This window comes from Streptomyces sp. NPDC006174, from assembly GCF_040614075.1.
Classification (GTDB): Bacteria; Actinomycetota; Actinomycetes; order Streptomycetales; family Streptomycetaceae; genus Streptomyces.
On record NZ_JBEXTJ010000006.1, the window covers coordinates 299,614 to 314,814 of the forward strand.

Here is a 15,201-nt window from a genome sequence, read left to right on the forward strand (position 1 = left end):
GGACGATGGAGAACGTGCTGCGCCCGCTGATCGTCTTCGGCGGATCCGTGGTGATCACCCTGCTGATCGGCTGGCTGGTCGACCGGCTGCTGTGCAGGGCCGACAGCCGCCACCACGAGACCCCGCTCTGGGGTCTGCTGCGGCGCTGCCGGCCACCGCTGCAAGTGGTGGTCATCACCGCGCTGCTGCGCGGCAGTTACCGCCAGTCGGGCATCGCCTGGGTATGGGAGCACCGGGTCGGGATCGGCCAGGCCCTCTCGCTGGTGCTGATCGGTGCCTCGGCCTGGCTGGTGGTGCGGGCCGCCGCGACGGTCGTGGAGTCCAGTTACGCGCGGTACGCGACGTCCACCCGCGATCCGGCCCGGGTCCGCCGGGTCCGTACGCAGGTGACGCTGATCCAGCGGGTCGTCATCGCGGTGGTGACGGTCGTCGCGATCGCGGCGATGCTGCTGACGTTCCCGGCGATGCGCGGAGTCGGCACCTCGATGCTGGCCTCGGCCGGTGTGCTCGGCATCGTCGCCGGTGTGGCCGCCCAGTCGACGCTCGGCAACCTCTTCGCCGGGCTGCAGATCGCCTTCGGCGACATGGTCAGGCTCGGCGACACCGTGGTGGTGGACGGCGAGTGGGGCACGATCGAGGAGATCACGCTGACGTTCCTGGCGGTACGGACGTGGGACGAGCGGCGGATCACGATGCCGGTCTCGTACTTCACGAGCAAGCCGTTCGAGAACTGGTCGCGCGGCGGGGTCCAGATGACCGGCACGGTCTTCTTCCACCTCGACCACGCGGCGCCGGTGGCCGCGATGCGCAAGAGGCTGCGGGACATCCTCGGTGACATCGCCGCGTGGGACGGCCGCGACTGGTCCCTGGCCGTCACCGACACGACCCCGACCACCATCCAGGTGCGCGCGGTGGTCACGGCGAAGGACGCGGACGACATCTGGACGGTGCGGTGCGCGGTGCGCGAGCAGCTGATCGGCTGGCTGCGCGACCACCACCCGTACGCGCTGCCGCGCATCGCCAGCTCTCCCGCCGCACTGCCGCCGGGCGAGCAGTGGGCGGAGCTGACGGGCGCGCGGCCACGGCCCGGCCGCAACGGTTCCGGCCCCGCCGGCGACCTGGACGGCTCCAAGATGCCCCGGACCGGGCGCGGCTGAGGATCCGGGGGCGCTCTGAAGGCTCAGGGCGCCCCGAGATGCTCAGCGCAGCGAGCGGAAGTCCAGCTGGCGCAGCACCCGGTCCACGACCTCCGGGTCGGAGCCGGGTTCGTTGCGGGCGGAGAGCACCTCGTGGCGGGCGGCCGACATCATCTCGCGCTGGATCCGGCTGACCGCCTGGAACCGCTCGGCCCGCTTCGCGTACGCCGCGCGCCGCTCCTCGCTGACGATCTCCGGGTTGATCCGGGCGCCGATGTCGTACGCGGCCTTCTGGAGCCGCTCCACGACCTCTTCCGGGAACTCCTCGACCTCCTGGATCTCCTTGAGCCGGTACTTGGCGGCCTTGGCGGCGCGCAGGGCGAGGTCCCGTTCCAGGGCCTCCTCGGCGGCGGCGTCGGCGCGCACCCGGAGCTTGCGGACCAGCCACGGCAGGGTGAGGCCCTGGAAGACCAGGGTGACCATGATCACGCAGAAGGCGATGAAGATGATCTCGTCGCGGCCGGGGAAGGGCTGTCCGTCGTCGGTCTCCAGTGGGATGGCGAGCGCCAGCGCGACGGAGGCCACGCCGCGCATCCCGGCCCACCACATGACGACGGTCTCCCGCCAGCTGGTCGGGATCTCCTCGCTCACGTCCCGCCTGGTGTGCAGCTTCTTGGCGAGCCAGGTGGCGGGCAGCAGCCAGGCCAGCCGTACGCCGACGACGACCGCGACGATCGCGAGCCCCCAGCCGACCATCTGGAACTCGCGCCCGCCGGAGGTGCCGAACACGCTGTGCAGCTCCAGGCCGATCAGCCCGAAGGCCACGCCGGTGACCAGGGTGTCGACGATCTCCCAGAAGGTACGTCCGGTGAGCCGGCCCAGCACGTCGTCGGCGTCGGCGGTGTGCTCGGCGAGGTAGAGCGCGATGGTCAGGACGGCGAGCACGCCGGAGCCCATCAGCTCCTCCGCCAGGACGTAGGCGGCGAACGGCACCAGGAGGCTCAGGCCGACCTGGAGGGTGGCGTCGCCGAGCAAGCCCATCAGCTTGATGGTGAGCCAGCCGAGTGCGAGGCCGACGGCGACCGCGACCACGGCGGAGAGGATCAGCAGGCCGAAGGCCTCGGGCACCGAGAAGGTGCCGCTCACCGCCGCGGCGATGGCCACGTGGTAGAGCACGATCGCGGTGACGTCGTTGAAGAGCCCTTCGCCTTCCAGGATCGAGACGAGTCGGCGCGGCAGTCCGACCGAGCCGGCCACGGCGGTCGCGGCGACCGGGTCGGGCGGTGCGACGAGCGCGCCGAGCGCCACGGCGGCGGCGATCGGCAGCCCGGGCACGATCGAGTTGGCGACGGCGGCGACGGCGGCCGTGGTGACGAAGACCAAGGCGACGGCCAGCAGGAAGATCGGCCGTCTGTTGGCGGCGAACTGGCGCCAGGAGGTCCGCTGCACCGAGGCGTAGAGCAGCGGCGGCAGCAGGGCCGGGAGGATGATCTCGGGCGGGATGTCGACGTTCGGCACGAACGGCGCGAACGCCATCGCGACCCCGGCCAGCGTCATCAGCACCGGTGCCGGCAGCCCCAGCCGGGCGCCGAGCGGCACCGTGACCACGGCTCCGAGCAGCAGCAGGAGCAGCAGGGCCATTTGATCCACGGGAGGCGCCTTCCGGAGCGTACGGTTCCGGGCCGCTCACCGTGTCCTCCAGGACACCCCCGGGTGAACGGCCGTCAGGAAGCCCGGCCGGATCACCGGCCGGGCGGTCCTCCACCCTGCCATGCGAGGCTCACGCGGAAGGCGAGACCCCCCGTGCGCGGGGCTCGGACCTCCCGCTGGGCGGAGCCGGATCCTTCGCGCGCGGGGTCAGCCGGCGCCGATCTCCCGGCGCATCGCCCGGTGCGGAATGCCCGCGTCCGGGAACTCGGGGCCGTACGCGACGTATCCGAGCCGTTCGTAGAAGCCGAGGGCGTGGGTCTGGGCGTGGAGGTCGACGGCGGCCAGGCCGAGCCGGGCCGCCTCGTCCTCGATGGCCCGCACGAGTGCGGCGCCGACGCCGAGGCCGCGCGCCTGGCGGGTCACCGCGAGCCGTCCGAGCGAGCCGGTGGTGAGGTCGCCGCCGGTCTTCCCGGCCGCGTCGGCGCCGTGCAGCAGCCGGCCCGTACCGAGTGCGGTGCCGTCGGCCGCGACAGCCAGGACGTGCACGGCGGCGGCGTCGTAGGCGTCGTACTCGATCTCCTCGGGCACGTTCTGCTCGCCGACGAAGACCTCCTTGCGCACCTGGAAGCAGGCCGCCAGGTCGCTCTCCTCCACAGCCCTGCGGGTGGTGTACGACGTCACTGGCTCTCCGCCGCGATGGTGTCGAGGGCGTGCTGGAGGTCGGCCGGGTAGGTGCTGGAGAACTCCACCCAGGAGCCGTCGCTCGGGTGCTCGAAGCCCAGGCGCACCGCGTGCAGCCACTGCCGGGTCAGCCCGAGCCGCTTGGCCAGGGTCGGATCGGCGCCGTACGTCAGGTCGCCGACGCACGGGTGGCGGTGGGCGGACATGTGGACCCGGATCTGGTGGGTGCGGCCGGTCTCCAGCTTGATGTCCAGGAGGCTGGCGGCGCGGTACGCCTCGATCAGGTCGTAATGGGTCACCGACGGCTTGCCCTCGGCGGTGACGGCCCACTTGTAGTCGTGGTTCGGGTGGCGCCCGATCGGGGCGTCGATGGTGCCGCTCATCGGGTCCGGGTGGCCCTGGACGAGCGCGTGGTACTTCTTGTCGACGACCCGGTCGCGGAACTGGGCCTTCAGCAGCGTGTAGGCGCGCTCGGACTTGGCGACGACCATCAGGCCGGAGGTGCCGACGTCCAGGCGGTGCACGATGCCCTGGCGCTCGGCGGCGCCGGACGTCGAGATCCGGTATCCGGCGGCGGCGAGGCCGCCGATGACGGTGGTGCCGGTCCAGCCGGGGCTGGGGTGGGCCGCGACGCCGACCGGCTTCATGATGACCACGATGTCGTCGTCGTCGTGGACGATCTCCATGCCCTCGACGGGCTCGGCGACGATCTGGACCGGTGCGGGAGCGCCCGGCATCTCGACCTCCAGCCAGGCACCGCCGTGCACGCGCTCGGACTTGCCGGCCACCGAACCGTCCACCTGGACCTTCCCGGCGGCGGCCAGCTCGGCGGCCTTGGTGCGGGAGAAACCGAACATCCGGGAGATGGCGGCGTCGACACGCTCGCCTTCCAGGCCGTCCGGTACGGGCAGGGTGCGGATCTCGGGGTGCGTACTCACCTGTCGAGTATGCCTTGCGCCGGACGCTCCCCGCGCAGCCCGGTCGGTCCCTGTGGACGGTCAGTCCTTGTGGACGGTCCCGTCGGGGTCCAGGCCCTTGAAGGAGAGGATCACGATGAGGATGCCGCCGCAGACGATCGCGGAGTCGGCGAGGTTGAAGACGGCGAAGTGCTTGGGGGCGATGAAGTCGACCACCGCCCCTTCGAACACGCCGGGCGCCCGGAAGATCCGGTCGGTGAGGTTGCCGAGCGCACCGCCCAGGAGCAGCCCCAGCGCGATGGCCCACGGCAGGCTGTAGAGCTTGCGGGCCAGCCGGATCACGACCACGATCACGCCGGCCGCGATGATGGTGAAGATCACCGTGAACGCCTCGCCGAACCCGAACGCGGCGCCCGGGTTGCGCAGCGCCCGGAACTGCAGCCAGTCACCGATGATGTCGATCGGCGGCTGGTGCTCCAGCTTGGCGACCACGATCAGCTTGGAGACCAGGTCCAGCAGATAGGCGACGATCGCGACGCCGACGAGCGCCAGGATCTTGCGCTTGCCCACACCCGTGTTCACGGCGGCGTCGGCGGCCGTGGAGCCGCCTTCGTCCGTGTGCTCGGCCTCGGGATTGTCCGGCGTACCGATGATGCGCTCCGCCTCTGCCACGTGAGTCCCTCAACCTAGGTGCCTGACTGAGGACGAGGGTACGACACAGCTGTACGGGTCAGCCGCGCCGCTCCTGCTTCTGTTTGTCCTCGACGCAGAGGGTGGCGCGGGGAAATGCCTGCATCCGTGCCTTGCCGATCGGTTTGCCGCAGATCTCGCAGAGCCCGTAGGTGCCCGCTTCGAGCCGGGCCAGCGCCCGCTCGGTCTGCTCCAGCATCTCCTGGGCGTTGGCGGCGAGCGCCAGCTCGTGTTCCCGCGTGATGTTCTTGGTGCCCGTGTCGGCCTCGTCGTCGCCGGCGCCGTCACCGGAGTCCCGCATCAGCCCGGCGAGCGCGGCGCCCGAGGCCTCCAGCTCGCTGCGCAGCCGCGCGATCTCGCTGGTCAGCAGCGTGCGCGCCTCGGTGACCTCCTCGGGCGTCCAGGGGTCCTCGCCGGGCCGTACCGCCAGTTCGCCGGGAGCGGTCGCGGCGGCCCGGGCCGGCGGCACGGCCGCCTCGTCCGTACCGGCTGCGGGGCGACTCGCGCTCTTCTTGGCTACCACCGTGTGGGCTCCCGTCTCCTCGGCGGCCGCAGCCGCCCCCGTGGCCGTCTCTGCGGCCGTCTTCGAAGCCTTCTTGGCCGCGCTCTTCTTCGCGCTGCTCTTCGTCGTGCTCTTCTTGGCTGCGGTCTTCTTCGCCGCACCCTTCTTGGCAGGCGTTTTCGTCGCGACGTCCTTCTTGGCGGCCGTTCTCCCGGCAGCCGTGCCGTCCTGGGACGTCTCGCCGGCCGGTGGCTTCCCGTCGGCCTTCTGCCCGGCCGCGGTCTCTTCCGCCGTCTTCTTCGCCACCATGGCCGCGGCCCCTTCACACATTGTGATCTTGCTCGCGAATCGTGCTGGGACGATAAATCGACCCCAGCCCCGCGGCAACGGGGCACGCCGCCCTTTCGCCCCTCCCCCTGCCCGGTCGTGGCGCGTCTGCATCCGTTGTTCCCAGCTCCCCGCCCGGTAATCCGCCCCTCGCCGCCCCCGCACCGCCGCGGCCAACTCCGTACGCCTCCGACTGGCCATTCGGGTCACGCCCGGGCGCCGGGTTAAACCGGTCGGCCGTCAGCCGTACGGGCCCGTACACTGGGCCCAGCGAGAGGCATGGATGGGACGAGTAGCGTCGTACGCAGCCAGCAGCGACCCGGGGACGGTGGGAGCCCGGGGGCGAGCGCGTCGTGAAGATCACCCCGGAGCCGCCGGAAGAACGCCGTGCTCGTGGGCCCGCCCACGAGCACCAGGCCACTAGACCCGGCATCGCGACCCCAATGAGGGGGCCACGGGCGCACGCCCGGGGCCAAGGAGGGTGGTACCGCGGGAGCGCCGGACGCTCTCGTCCCTCCGACGGAAGTGGAAGACGTCCGCCGGAGGAAGCCGCACATGACATCGCCGCAGTACCGCCAGGTACCCGCCCAGGTCGACCTGCCCGCGCTGGAGCACGCCGTGCTCGACTTCTGGCGCGAGAACAAGGTCTTCGCCAAGAGCCTGGACCGGTCCGAGGGCCGCCCGGAATGGGTCTTCTACGAGGGCCCGCCCACCGCCAACGGCATGCCCGGTGCCCACCACATCGAGGCCCGCGTCTTCAAGGACGTCTTCCCGCGCTTCCGCACCATGCAGGGCTACCACGTGGGCCGCAAGGCCGGCTGGGACTGCCACGGCCTGCCGGTCGAGCTGGCGGTGGAGAAGGAACTGGGCTTCAACGGCAAGAAGGACATCGAGGCGTTCGGCATCGCCGAGTTCAACGCCAAGTGCCGTGAGTCGGTGACCCGGCACACCGACGCCTTCGCCGAGCTCACGACCCGTATGGGGTACTGGGTCGACCTGGACGACGCGTACCGCACGATGGACCCGGAGTACGTGGACTCCGTCTGGTGGTCGCTGAAGGAGATCTTCAACAAGGACCTGCTCGTCCAGGACCACCGCGTCGCCCCGTGGTGTCCGCGCTGCGGCACGGGCCTCTCCGACCACGAGCTGGCGCAGGGTTACGAGACGGTCGTCGACCCGTCCGTCTTCGTCCGCTTCCCTCTCACCTCCGGCCCGCTGGCCGGCGAGGCGTCGCTCCTGGTCTGGACGACCACGCCGTGGACGCTGGTCTCCAACACCGCGGTCGCCGCGCACCCCGAGGTCCGGTACGTCGTCGCGACGAACGGCGAGGAGAAGCTCGTCGTCGCCGAACCGCTCCTGGAGAAGGCGCTCGGCGAGGGCTGGGAGGCGACCGGCCAGTCGTTCACCGGTGCGGAGATGGAGCGCTGGACGTACGAGCGCCCCTTCACCCTCGTCGACTTCCCGAGCGTCAGCGAGGGAAGCGATGGACACAGCCCGGCCGAGGCGCACTACGTGGTCAACGCCGAGTACGTCACGACCGAGGACGGTACGGGTCTGGTCCACCAGTCCCCCGCGTTCGGCGCCGACGACCTCCTGGTCTGCCGTGCGTACGGCCTGCCGGTGGTCAACCCGGTCCGTCCCGACGGCACCTTCGAGGAAGACCTCCCGCTGGTCGGCGGCGTGTTCTTCAAGAAGGCCGACGAGGCGCTCACCGCGGACCTGGACGCGCGCGGCAAGCTCTTCCGCCACGTCCCGTACGAGCACAGCTACCCGCACTGCTGGCGCTGCCACACGGCGCTGCTCTACTACGCGCAGCCGTCCTGGTACATCAGGACGACCGCGATCAAGGACCGCCTCCTCCAGGAGAACGAGAAGACCAACTGGTTCCCGGACTCGGTCAAGAACGGCCGCTTCGGCGACTGGCTGAACAACAACGTCGACTGGGCACTGTCCCGCAACCGCTACTGGGGTACTCCGCTGCCGATCTGGCGCTGCGAGGACAACCACCTGACGTGCGTGGGCTCCCGCGCGGAACTCACAGAACTCACGGGCACGGACCAGTCGGCGCTCGACCCGCACCGCCCGTTCATCGACGAGATCACCTTCACCTGCACGCACGAGAACTGCCAGCTGGAGGCGTACCGCGTCCCGGAGGTCATCGACGCCTGGTACGACTCGGGTTCGATGCCGTTCGCGCAGTGGGGCTACCCGTACAAGAACAAGGAAGTCTTCGAGAGCCGCTACCCGGCGCAGTTCATCTCGGAGGCGATCGACCAGACCCGCGGCTGGTTCTACACGCTGATGGCGGTCGGCACGCTGGTCTTCGACAAGTCGTCCTACGAGAACGTGGTCTGCCTGGGCCACATCCTCGCCGAGGACGGCCGCAAGATGTCCAAGCACCTGGGCAACATCCTCCAGCCGATCCCGCTGATGGACCAGCACGGGGCGGACGCGGTGCGGTGGTTCATGGCGGCGGGCGGCTCCCCGTGGGCGGCACGGCGCGTGGGCCACGGCACGATCCAGGAGGTCGTCCGCAAGACGCTCCTGACGTACTGGAACACGGTCGCGTTCCAGGCCCTGTACGCGCGCACGTCGGGCTGGGCTCCGTCGTCGGCCGACCCGGCCCCGGCGGACCGCACGGTCCTGGACCGCTGGCTGCTGAGCGAACTCAACGTGCTGGTCGACCAGATGACGGTCGCGATGGAGAGCTACGACACCCAGCGCGCCGGCAAGCTGCTCTCGGCGTTCGTGGACGACCTCTCCAACTGGTACGTACGCCGCTCGCGCCGCCGCTTCTGGCAGGGCGACAAGGCGGCGCTGCGGACGCTGCACGAGGTCGTGGAGACGGTGACGCGGCTGATGGCGCCGCTGGTCCCGTTCATCACGGAGCGGGTCTGGCAGGACCTGATCGCACCGGTCACGCCGGACGCGCCGGAGTCGGTGCACCTGTCGTCGTGGCCCGAGGCAGAGGTTTCGGCGATCGACCCCACTCTCTCCTCCCAGATGGCGTTGGTGCGCCGCCTGGTGGAGCTGGGCCGGGCGACGCGTGCGGAGTCGGGCGTGAAGACGCGCCAGCCGCTGTCGCGCGCGCTGGTGGCGGCGAGCGGCTTCGAGTCGCTCGCTGCGGACCTGCGGGCGCAGATCACCGAAGAGCTGAACGTCACATCGCTCGCCTCGCTCTCCGAGGTGGGCGGCTCGCTGGTCGACACGACGGCGAAGGCGAACTTCCGGGCGCTGGGCAAGCGGTTCGGCAAGGGCGTGCAGGCGGTGGCCAAGGCGGTGGCCGAGGCGGACGCGGCGGCGCTCTCCCTGGCTCTGCGCGAGGGTACGGCGTCGGTGGAGGTGGAAGGCGAGCGGATCACGCTCACCCCGGACGAGGTCATCATCACGGAGACCCCGCGCGAGGGCTGGTCGGTCGCCTCGGACTCGGGCGCGACGGTGGCCCTGGACCTGGAGATCACCCCGGAGCTGCGCCGCGCGGGCCTGGCCCGTGACGCGATCCGCCTGATCCAGGAGGCCCGCAAGAACAGCGGCCTGGACGTGGCGGACCGCATCGCCGTCCGCTGGACGACGACGTCCCCGGCAACGGCGGAGGCCCTCACGGAACACGCCCCTCTGATCTCCGAGGAGGTCCTGGCCGTGGACTACGCGGAGGGCGAGGCGGACGGCACGTACGGCGCGCCGTTCGAGGACGAGGGCCTGTCCCTGACGTTCCGCCTGCGCAAGCGGTAGCCGGTACGTATGGGAGGGCCCGGCCGGTACATTCCGGCCGGGCCCTTCCGCGTACCCACCTCAGGGGCTCCGCCCCCGAACCCCCGCGCCTCAAACGCCGGCGAGGCTACAAATAGCCCGTCCGGCGCTTGAGGACAAAGGGGGCCCGGGGCGCAGCCCCGGTTTCGGGAAGGGGCGGGTAGGGGAACAGGCCCGCCGCAGACGCCCCACCCGTACCCGGCAACGGCGGCGGCCGCCCACGCAAAGGGCCGGGCCCCGGGGAAACCCCGGGGCCCGGCCCTTTGACTGCCGACGGCTACGCGCTCAGCGAGCGCGTACCGATCAGTTGTCGTCCTCGTCGATCAGGAACCCACGCATCGGCGACGGCGCCTGCTGCATCGGCTGCGGCGCCTGAGGCCGAACCGGCGCCATCGGCTGCGTCATCGCGGGCGACATCTGCTGCTGCCCACCGTAGGACGGCGCACCGCCCATGGACTGGCCGCCACCCATCTGCTGGCCACCGTGGCCACCGTGGTTGGAGCTGCCCATGGAGTGACCCATCGCACCCGCACCGGCCGGAGCCAGCGAGGGGGACGGCGGCAGCGAGGCCGTCGCCGGCGTCCGCGGCGGCGCGAGCGAGTCGTCCGACTGGGTCTCCAGCTGACGCAGCTGGCTCTCCAGGTAGGACTTCAGTCGCGTGCGGTACTCGCGCTCGAAGCCACGCAGGTCCTCGACCTTGCGCTCCAGCGTCGCGCGGGCCGACTCCAGCGAGCCCATCGCCACGCGGTGCTTCTCCTGCGCGTCCCGCTCCAGGGCGTCCGCCTTGGCACGCGCGTCGCGCTCCAGACCCTCGGCACGGCTCCGCGCCTCGCCGACGATCTTGTTGGCCTCGGAACGGGCCTCCGCGATCGCCTGGTCGGCGGTCTGCTGCGCGAGCGAGAGGACACGGGCGGCGCTGTCGCCACCGGGGCCCTGGCCCTGCTGCTGCATCTGCGGCTGCTGCATCTGCTGCATTTGCTGCATCTGCTGCTGCTGGGGGTGCTGACCCATGGGGCCGCCCATCGGGCCACCCATGGGACCGCCCTGCATCGGGCCCTGGCCCTGCGGACCGCCGTGGCCGCCCTGGGGACCGTGACCGCTGGGGCCGGCAGGCAGCTGCGGCGCGCCACCGGGCAGCTGGGGCGGACCCATCTGCGGGGGCTGCTGCTGCGGCGGTCCAGATATGGCGGCGGGTACGGGAGCACCCGGGCGGTCCTGCTGCTCCGGCGGCTTGCGCATACCCTGCTGCTGTTGCTGCTGGTTCTGCGCGGCGGCACGCGTCGCGGCGGCCAGCTTGGCGCGCAGGTCCTCGTTCTCACGGAGCAGACGGGTCAGCTCCGATTCGACCTCGTCGAGAAAGGCATCGACCTCGTCCTCGTCATAGCCTTCTCGGAGGCGGACGGTCGTGAACTGCTTGTTCCGCACGTCCTCGGGGGTCAACGGCATCTCTTCTTCACCTCTACGTAGTCGTCGGCAGTCGGCAAGACCGTATCGCTCACAACCTGACCACAACGCTGATCAGGATGTAGACGATGATCATCAGAACGAAGAAGGACAGGTCGAGTGCCACGCCCCCGAGACGCAGCGGCGGAATGAACCGCCGCAGAAGCTTGAGCGGTGGATCGGTGACAGTGTAGGTGGCCTCCAGTACGACCACCATCGCCTTGCCGGGTTGCCATGAACGTGCGAACTGGAAGACGTAGTCCATGACGAGCCGGAAGATCAGCACGATGAGGAAACACATCAGCGCGATATAGACCACATCCAGTGCGACGCCCATGTCCCGCGCTTCCCTCTCCCCTGGCTCTCGTAGCTCCGGCCTCGCGGCCGGGTTGTTCCCGGTGTCGTGTTCTCAGCTCTGGTTGAAGAATCCGCCCTCTGCGATGCGGGCCTTGTCCTCCGCCGTGACATCGACGTTAGCAGGCGACAACAGGAACACCTTCTGCGTCACGCGTTCAATGCTGCCATGGAGCCCGAAGACGAGTCCTGCGGCAAAGTCGACAAGTCGCTTCGCGTCGGTATCGTCCATCTCCGTGAGATTCATGATCACCGGAGTGCCCTCACGGAAGTGTTCCCCGATGGTACGGGCCTCGTTGTAGGTCCTGGGATGCAGCGTGGTGATGCGGTACGGCTCCCGCTCGGACACGACCTTAGGCATGATCACCGGTGCGTTCTTCTCCATGTTCGGACGTTCAGGTGTGATGGATGCCACGGGTGCGATTCGGGCGGGTCGCCCGCTTTCCGCGGGGAGCTGAACCGGCTCGCGCTGGGCGGGCGGTTGTACTACTCGTACCGGTTCATCCCTTTCGCGCTCCCGCTCACGCTCGCGTTCCACCTGGTGCGGGGGCTGATGCCGTCGCCGCTCGGGCTCCGGCTCAGGTTCGAATTCGTCATCGGGGTCGAACCCCGGACCGTCGTACCCATCGTCCTCCACGAGGCCGAGGTAGACCGCCATCTTGCGCATCGCGCCGGCCATGCTCCGAGTCCTCCGCTCTGTGGTGGATCGGCATTCGTCACCAAGTGCCCGCGATCCACGGTGGTCCGCCCCGTCCTGCCGGGCAATGACCATATTTTCTGCTGTGGTCCGACTTGCTTCGCGACGTTACCCGAGCCTGGGTCGGACTCCGAGTACCGCCGTACCGACGCGTACATGTGTCGCTCCGGCCGCCACCGCGTCCTCCAGATCCGCACTCATACCTGCGGAGACCATGTTCGCAGCCGGATGAGCGGCGCGCAGGCGGGTGGCGAATCCCATCAGCCGGTCGAACGCGGCCCGTTGCCTGTCGGCAAACGGTCCGGCCAGCGGCGCCACGGTCATCAGACCGTCCAGCCGCAGCCCCTCCGCCGCGTCGACCGCGGCCGCCAACTCCTCGATCCCGTCCGGTGCGACCCCGCCGCGTTCACCGCGCTCGCCGCTCTCCGCGTCCAGGGCGACCTGGATCAGACAGCCGAGCTCGCGCTCCGCGCGGACCGCGGCGGCCGAGAGGGCGGTGACCAGCTTGATCCGGTCGACCGACTGCACGACATCGACATAACTCGTCACAGAACGAACCTTGTTCGTCTGCAATTGTCCGACAAAGTGCCATGTCAGTGAAAGATCCGCACAAGCGGTGGCTTTCGGTGCCGCGTCCTGGTCACGATTCTCGGCGACATGGCGCACACCGAGTTCATGCAGCATGCGGACGTCGCTCGCGGGGTAGGTCTTGGTGACCACGATCAGGGTCACGTCCTCGCGATCGCGGCCGGCCGCGGCACAGGCGGAGGTGATCCTTTCCTCCACCTGCGCCAGATTCGCAGCGAGTTGAGCCTTACGGTCCGTCATGCCCTATCAGTCCAACCAGACATATCCGGCGAGCCGCCCGGTGGTGCGGTCGCGGCGGTACGAGAAGTGATCGCCCGATTCACGGGTGCAGACCGGCGAACGGTGCAGGTCGCTCACGCCGAGAGCGGCGAGCTGGGCGTGGACTCCGCCGGTGACGTCGACCGCCGGTGTCCCCCAGCTGGTCTCGGCCCAGGTTCCGGGGACCGCCTCGGCGACCTCGGCCCGCATCTCCTCGGGCACTTCGTAACACCGTCCGCAGACGGCCGGTCCGGTGTGCGCGGTGATCCGGGACGGGCGTGCGCCCCGCGCGGTCATGGCCTCGACCACCGCCGGGACGACCCCGGCGACCAGCCCCGGCCGCCCGGCGTGCGCCGCTCCGACGACTCCGGCGACCGGGTCGACGAGGAGGACCGGAGTGCAGTCGGCGGTGAGGACGGCCAGCGCCAGTCCGCGCCGTGTGGTCACCAGCGCGTCCACGGCCGGGATCTCCGCCTCCGCGCCCCACGGCCCGTCGACCGCCGCCACGTCCCGGCCGTGCACCTGGTTCATCCAGACGACCGAGATCGGGTCGAGGCCGAGCCGGCGGGCCGCGCGCTCGCGGTTCGCGCCGACGGCGGCGGGGTCGTCACCGACCGCGCCGCCGAGGTTGAGCTCACCGTACGGAGCGGCGCTCACCCCGCCCCACCGGTCGGTGAAGGCGAAGTGAGCGCTGCCCGTGACGGGTTCCGCCCGGTGCTGACCTATCACTTCAAGAAGTCCGGTACGTCCAGCTCTTCGGCCTGGGTGTCCTGGTAGGGACGGGCCGGCGGGACGTGCGGCGGAGAGACCGGCGACAGCGGGCTCTCGCTCGAAGCCGACGCGGGAGCGGGCTCGGCCGGGGCCGGGCTCTCCTCGCGCGGAGGTACGGAACCGAGTCCACCCGACGGACGCGCGGGTTCGGCGGAGGACCTGGCCGGGACGGCCGGCTCCTCCCTCTTGTTCGTGCTGGCGCCGAGCGTGCTCTCGCGCCGGGCCGGCGGCTGTCCGCCGTCGAAGCCCGCCGCGATCACGGTGACCCGGACCTCGTCGCCGAGCGCGTCGTCGATGACGGCGCCGAAGATGATGTTGGCCTCGGGGTGTGCCGCCTCGCTCACCAGCTGGGCGGCCTCGTTGATCTCGAAGAGACCGAGGTCGCTGCCGCCGGAGATGGAGAGCAGGACACCGCGGGCGCCGTCGATGGACGCCTCCAGGAGCGGCGAGGAGATCGCCATCTCCGCCGCGGCGACCGCGCGGTCATCGCCGCGCGCCGAGCCGATGCCCATCAGCGCCGATCCGGCCTCGGACATGACCGACTTGACGTCGGCGAAGTCGAGGTTGATCAGGCCGGGCGTGGTGATCAGGTCGGTGATGCCCTGGACACCCGAGAGCAGGACCTGGTCGGCCGACTTGAAGGCGTCGAGCACGCTGACCTGACGGTCCGAGATGGACAGCAGGCGGTCGTTGGGGATGACGATGAGGGTGTCGACCTCTTCGCGGAGCTCGGCGATGCCGTCCTCCGCCTGATTCGCGCGGCGCCGGCCCTCGAAGGTGAACGGGCGGGTGACCACACCGATCGTCAGGGCGCCGAGCGAGCGCGCGATGTTGGCGACGACGGGTGCGCCGCCGGTGCCGGTGCCGCCGCCTTCTCCGGCGGTGACGAAGACCATGTCGGCCCCCTTGAGGACCTCCTCGATCTCCTCACGGTGGTCCTCTGCCGCCTTACGACCGACGGCCGGGTTCGCCCCGGCGCCGAGGCCCCGGGTGAGTTCGCGGCCGACGTCGAGCTTGACGTCGGCGTCGCTCATCAACAGGGCCTGTGCGTCCGTGTTGATCGCGATGAACTCGACGCCCTTGAGACCGACCTCGATCATTCGGTTGATGGCATTGACACCACCGCCGCCGACACCGATGACCTTGATGACTGCGAGGTAGTTCTGCGGTGCTGCCACGTCGAAGGCCTCTCGCCTCGAGTTACGTGTCGTCGCTCTGCGGTTGATCCGCGGCGACGACTGATGTCGATGGGGACGGTCCGAACGCCGACCCAAACCCTAACGTTCAAGTTTAGGGTTACCAGTGTGTCTGCTTCCTGGACTCTTCCGAACAGGACACTAAGTCGACAAGTGGCGCACGTTCAACGAACACGCCGAACCTCCCGTTTTTCTTTTCACCCTATGTGATCACCCGTAGCGCTGACCAACCAGGGTGCTG

At 70.2% G+C, this 15,201-nt stretch carries 13 protein-coding genes; 2 read left to right on the plus strand and 11 right to left on the minus strand.

Features of this window, described 5'->3' with window-relative positions:
- Window positions 1-5: 5 nt before the first annotated feature.
- The gene (locus tag ABZ267_RS16050) at window positions 6-1,157 is read left to right on the plus strand and encodes a mechanosensitive ion channel domain-containing protein (RefSeq protein ID WP_356748841.1); all 1,152 of its coding nucleotides are present in this window, start codon (window positions 6-8) and stop codon (window positions 1,155-1,157) included.
- A gap of 42 nt (window positions 1,158-1,199) precedes the next feature.
- Here the strand turns inward: ABZ267_RS16050 and ABZ267_RS16055 are convergent, their stop codons facing one another.
- The 5 genes from ABZ267_RS16055 to ABZ267_RS16075 all read right to left on the minus strand — a co-directional run bounded on the left by ABZ267_RS16055 (window position 1,200) and on the right by ABZ267_RS16075 (window position 5,885).
- Entirely contained in the window at window positions 1,200-2,786 is a 1,587-nt protein-coding gene (locus ABZ267_RS16055; protein WP_356748842.1) for a Na+/H+ antiporter, read from the minus strand.
- Between the two features lie 207 nt (window positions 2,787-2,993).
- Window positions 2,994-3,467, minus strand: a complete 474-nt coding sequence (locus ABZ267_RS16060; RefSeq protein WP_356748844.1) for a GNAT family N-acetyltransferase — start codon at window positions 3,465-3,467, stop codon at window positions 2,994-2,996.
- Window positions 3,464-4,405 carry an RluA family pseudouridine synthase gene (locus ABZ267_RS16065; protein WP_093686668.1) on the minus strand — a complete coding sequence of 314 codons (942 nt, stop codon included), beginning with the start codon at window positions 4,403-4,405 and terminating at the stop codon, window positions 3,464-3,466. The genes ABZ267_RS16060 and ABZ267_RS16065 overlap by 4 nt, the downstream gene beginning before the upstream one ends.
- A gap of 60 nt (window positions 4,406-4,465) precedes the next feature.
- Entirely contained in the window at window positions 4,466-5,056 is a 591-nt protein-coding gene (lspA, locus tag ABZ267_RS16070; RefSeq protein WP_356748847.1) for a signal peptidase II, read from the minus strand.
- A gap of 58 nt (window positions 5,057-5,114) precedes the next feature.
- Window positions 5,115-5,885, minus strand: coding sequence for a TraR/DksA C4-type zinc finger protein (locus tag ABZ267_RS16075; RefSeq protein WP_356748849.1), 771 nt, complete (start codon window positions 5,883-5,885; stop codon window positions 5,115-5,117).
- 573 nt (window positions 5,886-6,458) lie between these two features.
- Between ABZ267_RS16075 and ileS the strand changes: the two genes are divergently transcribed.
- On the plus strand, window positions 6,459-9,635 hold the full coding sequence (gene ileS, locus ABZ267_RS16080) for an isoleucine--tRNA ligase (RefSeq protein ID WP_356748851.1): 3,177 nt from the start codon (window positions 6,459-6,461) through the stop codon (window positions 9,633-9,635).
- 321 nt (window positions 9,636-9,956) lie between these two features.
- Here ileS and ABZ267_RS16085 read toward each other — a convergent pair whose 3' ends face one another.
- From ABZ267_RS16085 to ftsZ, 6 genes are all read right to left on the minus strand, one after another.
- Window positions 9,957-11,099, minus strand: a complete 1,143-nt coding sequence (locus tag ABZ267_RS16085) for a DivIVA domain-containing protein (RefSeq protein WP_356748853.1) — start codon at window positions 11,097-11,099, stop codon at window positions 9,957-9,959.
- A 49-nt stretch (window positions 11,100-11,148) separates the two neighbouring features.
- Window positions 11,149-11,433, minus strand: coding sequence for a YggT family protein (locus ABZ267_RS16090; RefSeq protein WP_006123846.1), 285 nt, complete (start codon window positions 11,431-11,433; stop codon window positions 11,149-11,151).
- Between the two features lie 72 nt (window positions 11,434-11,505).
- A complete protein-coding gene (gene sepF / locus ABZ267_RS16095; protein ID WP_093686663.1) occupies window positions 11,506-12,129 on the minus strand; it encodes a cell division protein SepF in 624 nt (207 codons plus the stop codon).
- Between the two features lie 126 nt (window positions 12,130-12,255).
- Window positions 12,256-12,975 carry a YggS family pyridoxal phosphate-dependent enzyme gene (locus ABZ267_RS16100; RefSeq protein ID WP_356748855.1) on the minus strand — a complete coding sequence of 240 codons (720 nt, stop codon included), beginning with the start codon at window positions 12,973-12,975 and terminating at the stop codon, window positions 12,256-12,258.
- A 6-nt stretch (window positions 12,976-12,981) separates the two neighbouring features.
- A complete protein-coding gene (gene pgeF, locus ABZ267_RS16105; protein ID WP_356748857.1) occupies window positions 12,982-13,722 on the minus strand; it encodes a peptidoglycan editing factor PgeF in 741 nt (246 codons plus the stop codon).
- Window positions 13,719-14,942, minus strand: coding sequence for a cell division protein FtsZ (gene ftsZ, locus ABZ267_RS16110; protein ID WP_356748859.1), 1,224 nt, complete (start codon window positions 14,940-14,942; stop codon window positions 13,719-13,721). Before ftsZ ends, pgeF begins: the two co-directional genes overlap by 4 nt.
- Between the last annotated feature and the right edge of the window lie 259 nt (window positions 14,943-15,201).